15 protein-coding genes are annotated in these 13,029 nt (G+C 47.3%); 8 read left to right on the top strand and 7 right to left on the bottom strand.

Translation table 11 applies throughout. The annotated features are described in order from the left end of the window. Positions 1-28 precede the first annotated feature (28 nt). From K6T22_RS08960 to K6T22_RS08950, 3 genes are all read left to right on the top strand, one after another. Positions 29-346, top strand: a complete 318-nt coding sequence (locus K6T22_RS08960) for a hypothetical protein (protein ID WP_238236409.1) — start codon at positions 29-31, stop codon at positions 344-346. Between the two features lie 35 nt (positions 347-381). Beyond that, positions 382-852, top strand: a complete 471-nt coding sequence (locus K6T22_RS08955) for a hypothetical protein (RefSeq protein WP_238236408.1) — start codon at positions 382-384, stop codon at positions 850-852. Between the two features lie 105 nt (positions 853-957). Beyond that, positions 958-1,881, top strand: coding sequence for a DMT family transporter (locus K6T22_RS08950; RefSeq protein ID WP_238236407.1), 924 nt, complete (start codon positions 958-960; stop codon positions 1,879-1,881). 54 nt (positions 1,882-1,935) lie between these two features. Here K6T22_RS08950 and K6T22_RS08945 read toward each other — a convergent pair whose 3' ends face one another. Next, entirely contained in the window at positions 1,936-5,169 is a 3,234-nt protein-coding gene (locus K6T22_RS08945; RefSeq protein WP_238236402.1) for an FtsX-like permease family protein, read from the bottom strand. A gap of 66 nt (positions 5,170-5,235) precedes the next feature. Next, on the bottom strand, positions 5,236-5,823 hold the full coding sequence (locus K6T22_RS08940) for a hypothetical protein (protein ID WP_238236399.1): 588 nt from the start codon (positions 5,821-5,823) through the stop codon (positions 5,236-5,238). A 185-nt stretch (positions 5,824-6,008) separates the two neighbouring features. On the opposite strand from K6T22_RS08940, the gene K6T22_RS08935 reads away from it, so the two are divergent. Together K6T22_RS08935 and K6T22_RS08930 are read left to right on the top strand one after the other, a co-directional pair. Continuing rightward, entirely contained in the window at positions 6,009-6,539 is a 531-nt protein-coding gene (locus tag K6T22_RS08935) for a nucleotidyltransferase family protein (protein ID WP_238236397.1), read from the top strand. 19 nt (positions 6,540-6,558) lie between these two features. Then, complete coding sequence (locus K6T22_RS08930; protein ID WP_238236390.1) at positions 6,559-7,245, top strand: hypothetical protein; 687 nt, start codon at positions 6,559-6,561, stop codon at positions 7,243-7,245. 58 nt (positions 7,246-7,303) lie between these two features. On the opposite strand, the gene K6T22_RS08925 is transcribed toward K6T22_RS08930, so the two are convergent. Continuing rightward, positions 7,304-8,179 (bottom strand): alpha/beta hydrolase, encoded by an 876-nt coding sequence (locus K6T22_RS08925; RefSeq protein WP_238236389.1) that lies wholly within the window; start codon positions 8,177-8,179, stop codon positions 7,304-7,306. Between the two features lie 144 nt (positions 8,180-8,323). Here K6T22_RS08925 and K6T22_RS08920 point away from each other — a divergent pair, with 144 nt between their 5' ends. Further along, positions 8,324-8,938, top strand: coding sequence for a histidine phosphatase family protein (locus tag K6T22_RS08920; protein WP_238236382.1), 615 nt, complete (start codon positions 8,324-8,326; stop codon positions 8,936-8,938). Between the two features lie 35 nt (positions 8,939-8,973). Here K6T22_RS08920 and K6T22_RS08915 read toward each other — a convergent pair whose 3' ends face one another. Further along, positions 8,974-9,552, bottom strand: a complete 579-nt coding sequence (locus tag K6T22_RS08915; protein ID WP_238236378.1) for a hypothetical protein — start codon at positions 9,550-9,552, stop codon at positions 8,974-8,976. A gap of 118 nt (positions 9,553-9,670) precedes the next feature. Between K6T22_RS08915 and K6T22_RS08910 the strand changes: the two genes are divergently transcribed. After that, complete coding sequence (locus K6T22_RS08910) at positions 9,671-10,951, top strand: right-handed parallel beta-helix repeat-containing protein (protein WP_238236372.1); 1,281 nt, start codon at positions 9,671-9,673, stop codon at positions 10,949-10,951. 322 nt (positions 10,952-11,273) lie between these two features. Further along, positions 11,274-11,684 (top strand): SRPBCC family protein, encoded by a 411-nt coding sequence (locus K6T22_RS08905; RefSeq protein WP_337927077.1) that lies wholly within the window; start codon positions 11,274-11,276, stop codon positions 11,682-11,684. On the opposite strand, the gene K6T22_RS08900 is transcribed toward K6T22_RS08905, so the two are convergent. From K6T22_RS08900 to K6T22_RS08890, 3 genes are all read right to left on the bottom strand, one after another. Next, positions 11,659-11,877 carry a helix-turn-helix domain-containing protein gene (locus K6T22_RS08900; RefSeq protein ID WP_238236363.1) on the bottom strand — a complete coding sequence of 73 codons (219 nt, stop codon included), beginning with the start codon at positions 11,875-11,877 and terminating at the stop codon, positions 11,659-11,661. The two genes, K6T22_RS08905 and K6T22_RS08900, sit on opposite strands and share 26 nt — an antisense overlap. Then, positions 11,867-12,211 carry a hypothetical protein gene (locus K6T22_RS08895; RefSeq protein WP_238236356.1) on the bottom strand — a complete coding sequence of 115 codons (345 nt, stop codon included), beginning with the start codon at positions 12,209-12,211 and terminating at the stop codon, positions 11,867-11,869. The genes K6T22_RS08900 and K6T22_RS08895 overlap by 11 nt, the downstream gene beginning before the upstream one ends. Positions 12,212-12,316: 105 nt before the next feature. Then, positions 12,317-13,021, bottom strand: a complete 705-nt coding sequence (locus tag K6T22_RS08890) for an AAA family ATPase (protein ID WP_238236355.1) — start codon at positions 13,019-13,021, stop codon at positions 12,317-12,319. Positions 13,022-13,029: the final 8 nt, after the last annotated feature.

Raw genomic sequence — 13,029 nt, 5'->3', positions numbered from 1 at the left:
TAAGGGCAAGTGAACCGGGGGGATCGGGATGCGAAAAACGATGGGAGCGATTCTGTTACTACTGTTGATCAGTGGTATCGGGTGGTGGATGATTGCAGATGAACGGGATGCGACTTATGAGCAAATCGTTGAAGTGCAAGTCGTTCGACACGTGACGAAGCAGTTTGGACGTGATAACATCACGTCGGTCAAACCGTACTTCGTAGCGTCAGAATCATCAAAATCACGGCGTCACCAAATTGCTGTTCAGCTGAAGTCCGCACCAACGGGGGAATATCGGATGTATCGTGTACTTCAGAATAAAGTCGAGTATATCGGACGATCACGCGCCGTTCGACCGAATTGAAAGAAGACGTCACATCAGTTTTGGGGGGGATATAGGTGAAGACAAAAGCGGAACGAGTCTCTTATATTCAGGAAGAAAAACGTCAACTCGTTAAACCACGCTTGTACAGTTCATTACTGTACGGTGTCAGCATCTTGTTAGTCGTCGCCAATCGGGACGTGTATTGGCCACTATTTTTGTTGTTTGTGGCATTGGTCTGGATTGCGCGGATTCACTCGCAAGAAGTCGAACGTGATATGGCATTGACAGAAGAACCACGGATGAAGAAAATCATTCAATGGCAGTACGTAACGGATTTCTTTTTCGTCATCTTAATGGGATTATTCTTCCCGATGATCATCGTATTCGATTTACCGTTTTTCCTAAGTTTTGCCGTCTATGTCATCCTTGCGATCGTTTTACTTGTATCTGATACGCTGCTTGAACGCAATGGAAAGCGGTTCGATGCTGAGCACCCAACGAAAAAGGAACTACGGACGTATCCGAAGTCGTGGAAAAAAATCTAACCCGAGGAGCCGGTCGTTGAACCGGCTCTTTTTTGAGCATTCCTGTCGCTTCAGGATGAGGGACTACCGTATGATGGAGAAGCACATGAAAAAGGAGGGCCTCGAATGCTTGCTATCATCATTGGATTCATCATTGGGTTACTCGTACCGGTTCAAACGAGTGTCAATACACGACTACGGGGCGTCGTCGGTTCACCGTTCCTCGCTTCGTTGATTTCTTTTTCGATCGGCTCACTATTTTTACTACTTCTCGTGTTGCTCGTCGATGGGGATCTCACAGGTCTCACGGCTACTGCCGACGAACCGTTTTGGATTTGGGGTGGGGGACTGCTTGGCGTCATCTATTTGACCGGAAACATATTGTTGTTTCCTCGCCTCGGAGGTGTTCAAACGGTCATCATGCCGATTTTCGGTCAAGTCGTCATGGGGCTGTTGATTGATCATTTCGGATTGTTCGAGGCGAACGTTACAACACTCTCACTGACACGAGTCATCGGAGCAATTCTTGTTTTGCTCGGTGTGGTCGGAACCGTCGCCCTCGGTGACTATTTGGCACGACGTCGTCAGAAACGACTAGAATCTCAAGGGAATTCGTTACTCATATGGCGTGTACTCGGAGTTCTGACCGGAATGATGAGCGCAGCTCAAACAGCCATCAATGGTCATCTCGGAAGTGTTCTCGGGTCAGCAGTGAAAGGTGCATTGATCTCGTTCGTCATCGGAACGATCACTTTATTGCTCTTGAATCTGATCCTACGAACGAAGTGGCAAATTGATCGCGCACAACCACTTCCTGCTTGGATCTGGATCGGGGGATTGATTGGTGCATTGTTCGTTGCCGGCAATGCCTTCATCGTTCCGCTCGTCGGTACGGGACTCGCTGTCGTCATCGTCACGATTGGCTTACTGACCGGTAGCCTATTGATTGATCGTTTCGGTTGGTTCGGTGCAAAAAAACAACCGGTCACCGGTGTGCAGATCATCAGTCTACTCGTCATGCTGGGTGGCATCATCCTAATTCGAATTTAAAAAACAGCTCGTTCCAACGTATGATGGCATACGTTGAGAACGAGCTGTTTTCAGTCATTTCCTTAAATCAATTTTAACGGCAATCGTTTTGGCGAAGTTATCCCCTGAGACGAACAGGACGAATTCCGTCTCGTCTGCCGGAACTTGGTAGACGAGATTGACGTGTGCCTTGCCCGGGGCGACGTATTTCAGCCCTTGTTTCCAGGTCTTTTCGTTCTTATTTTCATAATCAATCGGTTCATAGACTCCGCTGACTCCCGTCAGACGGAAACGATTCGGATGGTAAAAGCTTTCTTCACCGACTTCTTGATAAAGTGTGTCTTGATAGAACGTCGGCACCGTGATGTATTGATAGCCGGCTTTTTCTTTCAATTTCAAGGAGGCAGGCGGTTGCTTCAATAACTTGCCAACCCAAAAAGTTGTATCTTTGACGACGGGATCTCCCGGGAACGTCTTGATGACACCTTTCGCCATCGTTTCTTCGATTACACCGGAAGCTTGTTTTTCTGTTTTCTTGAGCGTTCTCTTCGATCCGGTCACACCATCTGTTATCTTACTTCCTGTCGTGATGACCTTCGGTGTTTGAGCGGTCGGTGTCTGTTCAACTGGCGATTCATTTGTCGCAAACAGGAACAGAGATAAGACACCGACGAATAATACCGCTCCAATTGAGGAAAGGGCAAGCTTGAAGCGACGCTCTGTCTCTTTGGAGTTGGCGCTGACACTACTGATCGCTGCGTTCGGAACGATTCGGACAGCCCGCTGAGCCGGTAAGACGGCTCCGATGATTCCGGTCAAGAGCGGGATCAGAATCGTGGCAGTTAAGAAACCAAGTTCCGTCGTCGGGAATTGACGATAGACCTGCCAAATCATTGCCAGTGCAAAGAAAAGACCAACAATTCCGGCGAGTAGTCCCGTTAATAAACCTTCCAGTAAGACCAGTCGGCGGATGAGCGTATCTTGCCAACCTGTTGCTTTTAAAACAGCAAGCTGACTTCGACGTTCATTGACATTTTGCCAAAGAATTTCCGTCGTCGTCAAAATAGCGATCAAAAGGGCGACACCCATCGCGACATAATGCATCGTGCCGACCTCTAAGGCGACATATTCACCGAGCCACGTCGCATATAAGACGCCTTTCAGACGGAATGTCACGAACAGGAAGAAAATGAACAGACTCGTCGGTAAGGCAATCGCAATGATTGAAAGAAGCGTTCGTTGCCAATAGGTTAATAGTTGGTTCATGCTCATACCAACAATCGATTGCGAGCGAACGAAGCGCCGCGAACGAGAAACTTCCCCAGAACGCATACTCTCATAGGGTTTGATTCTTCGGATCAACGTCATCGGCACAAGCGTACCACCCCAGTAGATGAGCAAGCCGGCAAGTCCGATCAGAAGAATCCGACCTAATGCAATTGGATGGTCCGTCGTCAACCAGAACGTGCCGAGAATCGTCCAGGCGATTAACGCGACGAGAGAGCCGAGCAACGTCGCTTCAAGGAATAGCAGTTTAGAGAGCTGACGTGGGCGCCAGCCGAGTGATAACAGAATCGCGAACTCTTTTTTACGCGCATACAGCAGGATGATGTTCGAACTAAAGACATAGACGAGTGCGACCGCGATGACGCTAGCGATGACCCCCGACATGCCGACTTTCGCTTCCTGGAATATCGTCATCGAAGAACCAAGTTTAATCCACGGTTGTTGCACCCAGCCGAGTGCCGATTGTTTTTCAAGACCCGGTAAGTAAGTCAATGCAAGTTGCGGTGACGAACCGAGCGTGACGTCCGTAATCAAACCGGTCTTATCCTCGATTTCGCGAGCGACTGCTTGAAGTTTCCGTTCACTCGCATCATTCATCTGGTCGACGCCTTTGACGTTGACACGAATGACGGAAATTGCTTTTTCGCCGCGAATCTTAAAGGCGGCATCCAGCGTCGTCAACATCGAAGGTGGTTTCGTCAAGAAATCATAGGCGTCGTTCGTCGGCTTGACGTCCTTGACCGGATTAACCGGTCGATCGTTTTTGTCCATGACCCATTGTGCTTTTGCTGGGAAGTATGTTTCCATCGGTAATTCTGTTAACGGATCCTTCGACAAGTTCAGTTTCTTCGGATTGAAGACACCGATATAGTTCAAGCGGATCCTTGGCCAATCGTCACTCGTTTTTCCGAACATCCGTGCCTCACGATACATCGTCCGTTTCGCAAGTAGGGAATCGGGATTGACTTTTTTCGGTTCGACCTGATAACTGAAGGGCCAACGCGAAGCAAATGGGCTCGAAATCGTCTGGTAACTGATCGGTGACGGTTTGAGGATCAGCCACTCGGAGCTGCCAGAAGGTAATGACGGAAAAGAATCGGTCATGATTTGCTGAATCAATTTTTTCTGAACGTCTTGAGTCGTGAAGGAGTAGGTTTTTCCAGGACGATCCGTTGTCTCTAACGTTTTTAAATATTTTTCTCCGCCCCGTTTCGTCACATCTTGAATCGTCTCCTGAATCGAATCGTTTATGAGGGGAAGATCCAACTTTTCATACGTATACGTTCGCGATGCGTCGACATACTCGCGTTCATTCATCAAAATCGGAAGCTCGATCGTTCCGAGTTCCGGATCAACGATGTTTGCTGCGTCCTGCTCGTCAAAAAAACGACTATGTTTGCCGTTGACCGTCGCATCATCGAGTCCGATCAAGCGAGCTTCTGCTTCAGGATCAATTCCGGCAATCATCGTATCGCTCCCGAACTCTAACAAAGGTTCTTCGCCGAGCGCAGCAGGTGAGACACCGGATATGGTGGCGTTCTCATCTGGCGTCCAACCGGCAGCGATATAGTTGACGGAGGAATATTTTTCGACGTTCAGTCCGGTGTTCTGTTTGTCCGTGATCGTCAACTTATAGACGCCGTAATCATCAAAACGATGCGTCCCGAGGCTTGCTGATGTCGCATGATTTCCAATCATCGCGATGGGAGCAGCGACGTCGACATCCGTAATGGCTTGAATCGTTTTGTATTGTTTCATCGTGATACCACCGTCAAGACCACTCATATAGTTCGGTTCGAGTAGTTTGAGATCTTCCGTCACGCTCCGGCTGTTCGGCGGACGAACAACGATATCGTAGGAGGATTTCCAGCGTTTTTGCAACTCGTCGACGACCGTACCGTTGTTCGCTTGCGTCGTGCCAATCAAGTAACTCAGTCCAGTACTGACGACAAGTACGCCGACGAGTAAGAGGATGAATCGTTCTTTATTACGCCACCAAGAATTCCAAATGAATCGTAGCACGCTCTTCACGTCCTTTCTTAACATCCTATGTAAAAAGCGCTTACACATTCATGCAAGCGCGGCAGTTCATAACTCGATCTTAATTGCATGCGTTTTCGGGAATGCGTCGGAATCTGCGAGTAAGACGAACGTTTTCGATTTGTCCGGTACTTGATAAACGAGGTCGATTTGAGCACGTTGCGGAGCATAATACTGATGACTGTTTCGCCATGCCTTCGGATTATGGCTGACATAGTCGACTATCTTATATTCGTTGCCCTTACCGTCATTTAGAACAAACAAGTTCGGTTTGTAGATGCTGTATCCTCCCACGGTCTCAGTTGTATCATGTAGGACGAGTGGTACTGTTACGTAGCGGTAACCCGTCTTTTCTTTTAGCTGCAATTCTTTTGGGGGAGAAGCTAAAAGCGCTTCAGCACGAAATGACTTCTTTTTTAATTCCGGATCACCGGGATACGTTTTAACAGTTCCTTGCTTCATCAATTCTTGAATCGATTGGATACGATCTTCGGTTGTTTCGTTGACACCAGCTAATTTCGTTTGCGATGAGACGTTGACGGGTTGATCCTGATGTGAAGACCAGTACCAACCAGCACTACCAATCAGGGCAAGAGACGTCACAAGGATAGGAATCGTTTTACGAGAACGTGGCATGTAAACACTCCTTTTCGTTGAATTGTCAGAATAGTTATAAAAAATATACTATTTACAAGGAATGGAAACAAGCGATAAGACAAAAAATGGGATAAAAGTCAGGAAATGATTCCCGGATTGATGAAATGAGGTAAACTAAAGAAAATACACATTCAGCATCATGCTGTGTCGGAGGGAGGAAAAAAATGAATCAAGCTGACATCGAACAGCGATTACGAGAGGACGCAGAAGTGCAGCTCATGCTGACCATCGTGGAACGACTCGATTTACCGGATTGGTGGATTTGTGCCGGTGTCCTTCGTTCGAAGATTTGGGGCATTGATCAAAACGCACAGTCGGACATCGATATCGTCTATTTTGACCCCTCGGATATTTCTGAAGCGACGGAAAAAAGACATGAGCGGCAGTTATGTAAATGGGTAGATTTACCATGGTCGGTCAAAAATCAAGCACGGATGCATCTCGTGAACGAGTTGCCACCGTACGCATCAGCGCAAGATGCGATCGCACAGTTCCCTGAGACGGTCACGGCAATCGGTGTGACGAAACGAGATAAGTTCCAATTATACCTTCCATACGGAGCAAGTGACTTTACGGATCGAGTCATTCGACCGACACCATCTTTTCAGGTTGGTACGGATCGTCATTCGATTTTTCAGCGACGGGTGAATGAAAAAGGATGGAGAGACGATCCGAGGTTACATATACAGACATGAATAAGAAGGAGCTTACGCTATGAAGCGAGTCAATTATAAAAAAGCGATCCCTCTTTTAATGGTGGGACTCCTCTGTATCAGCGGATGCACGCCGGAAAATAATGTCGAGGTGAAGGAAAAGATTCAAGTTGATGGAACGAGCATCTATGACAGTGGCGCCTATCCGACTGCGGCTCAGACCGCCGAGCATCAGTTTAAGTATGACTTGAGTGACAAATCCACCTATACCTTTAAAAAAGATGACTTCCGAGTGGACGCTCGACTTGGTGACTTTAATCTACTGCTAGCAAGCGTGTTCATAGGACGATACGATACGCTCATGATTTACGAAAAAAAGTCGAACTGGATGTTAAGCAGTTCGATGGATTTCATTCGGGATCAATCAACGAAAGGTGAGATGATCGAAGGGAGTCTAGCATGGGAAGGAAACAAGAAACGAATGAAGACGACCCTCGTAACGAATCGTCATTATACGGTGATTGAGACACGATTAAAAAATGAGGACGTTCCAGCGCAATTCGGAAAACGGACGCGCACCATCAACGGGCTACAAATCCATGTTCAAAAACAAGGAAAACAGTTGAGTCTTGCCTATCAAAGAGGAGCAGACGTGATGTGGATCGTCAGTGATCGACCGGAAGAGACGATCATGCGATTGATTCAGCAATCACCGGATAGTCCGATTGAATCGCTTCTCACGGAGTAAGCAGTTAAGTAGGTCAAACATACAAAAGAGACGTCTCTGCTCAGACGTCTCTTTTTGATCACGAACGATAGACCAATTTAAGGTAATGCGCCATACGTTGCCAAGCCTTCAGCGCGACGTCTGCATCACCGTGATGTGTAAAGGCATGAGCTTGACTCGCGAACTCTTCGTGTTCGACAGCGACGCCTGCTGCATGAAGCCGTTTCGCGTACTGTCGTGCTTCCTGTGCGAGGGAGTCATGCTCAGCTGTCAGGACAAGCGTCTGTGGTAACGCTTCGAGTTGAGCTGCATAAAGAGGCGAAGCGAGGTGGTGGTATGCGTCCTCCGCACGAGAAATGTACATCGCATTGAACTGCCGCGCTTGCTCAGCCGGTATCGCTTCCTCGAAGAACGGTTTATCCGCTGGATCCGTCGCGAGATCAAGCGGAGGATAATCCAGGATTTGAGCGATGAGCGGTAGGGGGCTTGCCTGTTCGGCATTCCATAAAGAGATCGCAGTCGCGAGATTGCCACCGGCACTATGACCGCCGATCGCGATGCGTGAAGGGTCGAGATGAAGCGTCTCGGACTGCTTAAAAATCCACTGGACGACTTCATAAGTGACGTGGACCGGAACGGGAAACGGATGCTCCGGGGCTAGCGGATACTCGATATTGAGCACATGACAGTTAGCGGTCTCAGCGAGAAACAGATTCCATGGTTCGTCCATCTCTGGCGTTCCGGTGATGAAACCGCCACCGTGGAAACTGATGAATCCAGGTAACGTTTCAGTTGCATCAATCGGCGAGTGGAGTAAAACTCGCACGTCGCCGATGGACGTCGGCACCTGTAGCGTAGTCGTTGTAGCGTGTGCTGGATGAGGCGGCGTGACTTTAGGACGATCCTCATCCGAGCGGATCTGTTTGGCAAGCTCAAGCATCTCATGACGATTCATCGAATTCCTCCTTCATGTCTACCTTGATCATACCGAACGGATCACTCGATTTCACGTTTCGGTTCGTTTTCCGCTAGTTTCAGGAAAAAGCAGCACGAGTTTGATACACTTTTTAAAGAAACAAAAATCGAGAGGATGATCCAGATGCCAACACTCTATATTACGCGTCATGGCGAGACGGAATGGAACTTAGAAAAACGGATGCAAGGCTGGGAAGACTCTTCCTTAACAGAAAAAGGTAGACAAAATGCGCGAGACCTCGGTCATCGCTTACGTGACATTCCACTGGACCATCTCTATATCAGTCCGATTGGTCGCGTCCAAGAAACGGTTCGGATGATGAATCTTGATCCGTCGATTCCAGTCACCGTCGATGAACGTTTGCGAGAAATGCACATGGGGACCTGGGAAGGACGAACGGCGGCGGAAATTGAAGTGGCGCATCCGCTTGCCCATGCGACATTTTGGCAAACACCACACGAATACATACCGGAATCCGGAGAATCGTTTGACGAGGTCCGCGAGCGGATCCTATCATTTTTGGAACGACTGGCTGATCATGAGGAAGACGAGAACATCATGATCGTGACGCATGGCATCTTCTTGAATATTTTGCTGACGCATCTTCATCAAAAACCGTTCGCGACGTTATGGGATCCACCATTCATTCATGGAACGAGTTTGACGATCGTTGAATATAAGGACGGAGAAGCACTGATTCAATTAGAAGCCGACATGTCGCACGTCTTGGTGGACTAAAAAGCGGCGTATCTTGCTTTAATACGCCGCTTTCCTTATTTTGTTTTCGTCAAATAAATCAAAATTGCTCCTTCGTCTTTTCCTACTTTAAGACGTGGTGATCGTAAAGCATCAATCGAACGACCGATGATCGTTTCTCCGGTCGTATAGCGTTTCAGGAGTAAGGGATAGAATGAAACATTCGTCTGTTGCTGATCATTGAATTGACCGCTGTCAGTCTGGACATTTTGAGGTAAGGTGTACGCCGTTTTCGTCTCAAGAATGCCATTGTTCGCATCCAGCGAATAGGTGAAGGTATGAGAATCGTTGAGCAGGTTCAAATCATACGTCAACTGGAACGGCGTGCGATCGTATGTACCGGCAGGAATCGATTTGTCGATCAGCACCTCAGGTGGTTCTGTATCGTCAAATTGGACCGCTTTGAGCTGAAGTGGACGATCGAGTGTGCCAGAAAAGTAAAAGGTCTGTTGTTGGAGCGACTCTTCCTTTACGGTAGAGGGTGTGATTGAAAAGGAAGGCTTCTTGATCATGACGGTTTCTTTTGGAAGGACGGTTGCTTCTGTAGCACAACCAGCAAGCAACAAGGGAAGGGTGAATAAAAGCGCATATTTCATGACGTATTCCTCTTTTCCATAGTCATAGTGAATCGGGATAAAAAATAAAATATTCAAAAAATTAGAAATGATACCTAGATTGTACCAATATTGTTCTCTCTAAATAAAGGAGGAAATCATGAAAGGGAAATGGTTAGTAGCGACCGTCTTACTCGTCGGTTGTACATCGACGGGGGATGAGGCTGAATCTACGGCGAAATCGTTATATGTCGCACCAAGCGGGAGTGACGACAATGCGGGAACGCTGAAGCATCCGTTTAAAACGGTTCGACAGGCGACAAAAAAAGCGACTGCCGGAACGACCGTCTACTTGCGAAAAGGAACGTATCGAGAAGCGATGAGCGTTAGATCTAGTGGAACAAAACAGCAACCGATCACTTTCCGAAACTATCAAGACGAACGAGTCGTCTTAAGTGGAGAAAAAATCAAAGATCGAGATGATGTCTTACCGATCATAAAAATCAAGGATCGGCAATACGTGACCGTTCAAGGTCTAACGATTGAAGCCGTTCAATCCAAACGAGCGGACGCAACACCAATTGGTATTTTAGTCACAGGATCAGGGTCGCATATCACGTTGAAGAACAATACAGTTCGTCGCATCAAGACGTTAGCAACAGACGGAAATGCGCATGGGATTGCTGTGTATGGAACGGGAGCGATTCGTCACTTAACTGTCACCGGCAATCTAGTCGAACAGAACCGCCTTGGAGCGAGCGAAGCCCTTGTCTTAAACGGGAACGTCAAAGATTTCCGAGTGACGAAGAACGTCTTACGGGATAACGATAATATCGGCATTGATTTGATTGGATATGAAGGGATCGCTCGTTCAAAAAAAGACGATTATGTCCGAGAGGGAATCGTATCGGAAAACCAGGTCTACCGGACGTCGAGCTACGGAAATCCTGCTTATGGGAAGGAATACAACGCAGCAGGTATCTATGTCGATGGTGGAAAAGACTTAACGATCGAGAAGAATCTTATCGAAGCGAGTGATATCGGAATTGAAGTAACAAGTGAACATGCAGGACGATACGCAGAAGATGTCATCGTTCGTCAAAACGATTTGCGACGCAATGTTTACACCGGTATCGCGATTGGCGGCTATGATGCGAAACGTGGCGGTACAAAACGCGTTCGGATCGAGAAAAACAAGTTAATCGGCAATGATACGAAAGGACTCGAAGGAGGTCAATTGCTTGTCCAACACGATGTGCGTGACAACAAAATCATCGGGAACACCTTCAACGGTTCGTTAAGTGTCGCCCATTACTTCAAGACGAGTTCTGGGAACCAGTTTGAACAAAATACGTTCAAGGATACAAAACGTTTCATGTGGCGCGACGCCTCATATAAAACGGAACAGAGCTTCCTGAAAGCTGTTCGAAAGGTAGAATGAAGATGAAGAAATCGGAACGACTACTCGCTTACTGGATCCGCATTCCGAGACGCTGGCGGCTCATACCGTTGACTGCCTTCTTATTGACGGTTTGGACGATCGAAGGAGTTCGTTTTTTATCGAGTCGAGCGTTACATCTACCGACCATTCAAGACGTGATCATTTGTCTTATTCCAGCGATTCTTTTATTTAGCGATTCTTTTATTTATAGTATGGAAAACAAAAAGTCCGAAGTCCCCACCGAATTAATGAATCGAAACAAGGAATTTGGATAGGTATCCTCGAAAAAGGGAGGGTAGTTCAATTAAAAGGAGGAATGATGATGACGAAACTGACGATTCAAGCCGTAATTGACCGTCCAGTCGAGACGGTGTGGGAAATGTGGAATGAACCAGAAGACATCAAACGCTGGAATGCAGCATCAGATGATTGGCATACGACAGCGTCAGAGAATGATTTGACGGTCGGCGGTCAATTCACGAATCGCATGGAAGCAAAAGATGGCAGCATGGGATTTGATTTCACCGGTACGTACGAGACGATCGTGCCACATGAACGTATTGCCTATGTTCTTGAAGATGGACGTCAGGTGACGATCGACTTCTCAAGAAATGGAGAACAAACAGAGGTCGTCGAGACATTTGATGCGGAAACGATGAACCCGCCTGAGATGCAACAAGCGGGTTGGCAGGCGATCCTTGATCGTTTCAAGGCATATGCGGAGTCGAAGTAAGTCTTTCGCTGCGTAATTTTCGACCACGACGGTCCATCAAGGCGGAAATACCACCAGATTCATAACGACGAACCCAATTGTACAATTGTTGATACGATACATCATGCCGTCCGGCGATGTGTTGGTAATCCTTAGCGGCTGCCAAACAATCGAGGACGGCATTCATGCGTTGTTCTAAAGTGCTAGTTGGCATATGCGTCTTCCTCCTTGTTGCAGCTTTCTAAAGACCACGGTTTTAAGTTAGACGTTACATGTTCGATTGAAGCAAAAGGATCGAAGAAAAATTGATGCGTCTCCTGTTCGTTCCTTTTGATGACTACTCGTTTTTCAAGTGTAGGCAAATGAACGAGAAACGAGATGTGCAGTTCTGTAGAAGTGGACGAAATCGAAATGTCGGTGGCATACCGCTTTTTCAATTGTACGACTGCTGAATTTGCAGTGATGTACAGGATATGCCGATTCCAGACCTCTGTGCTAAAGAGTGAGTCAATCATGCGAACAAATGCGTGACCCGAGATGAACTGCATAAGATGAACCTCCTTTCATATATTATGTATAACCTACACATGTTTGAATAAAACCTATATTTCAGATATTACAAAAAACCACCTCCAGAAAAGAGGTGGTTTGCGTTATCCGGCTATTTCTAACATCTGGACAAAGGCAACGTCCGGATCTGTCGTCTCGAAGCGGTTCAACCAATCCTTGAAGTCGCCTTCGTACAAAATACGACCTTGATGAAGGAAGATGACATGGGCATCGGTATGCAACAAATCATGCAATTGATGCGTCGAAAAGAGACAGGTTTGTCCATTTGCCGTCATCTGATCGAAGCGTCGCATGATATGGAGTCGTGTTGCCGGGTCGACCCCGCTTGTCGGCTCGTCAAAGATGTAGAGCGAACGTGGCACCGTCGTCAACAGTGTCACGAACAGCCATTTCTTTTCCCCGGCGGACATCTTTCCGATTTTCATCTGCCAGAGGTGTGCGAACAAGTCAAGTTCGCGATGCTGTTTCATGTGCCGTGTATATGTTTCTGGCTTTCGATACTCTTTCAGACGGGCGAGCCGACCGACGAAGACGGCGACATCTTTTCCTTTTAATTCATCCGAGTAATAGATGAATTGTGTCAAATAAAGAATGTCTGCGATATCAGGCAAATCAAGCTCACCGGACTCGATCGGTAAGGCACCGGTCATACAATCGAACAGCGTCGTTTTGCCGGCACCGTTCATGCCAATCAAGACGTTCAGTTTACCGGGAATGAGCGAGAACGAAACGTCATGGAGAAGATCGGGTGATTTCGGATAGTTGAAGCGTAGATGTTGAACGTGCATCTGAATCC

This window comes from Exiguobacterium acetylicum (genome assembly GCF_022170825.1).
Taxonomy (GTDB): Bacteria; Bacillota; Bacilli; order Exiguobacteriales; family Exiguobacteriaceae; genus Exiguobacterium_A; species Exiguobacterium_A acetylicum_B.
This window is presented reverse-complemented; position numbering and strand designations above follow the sequence as displayed.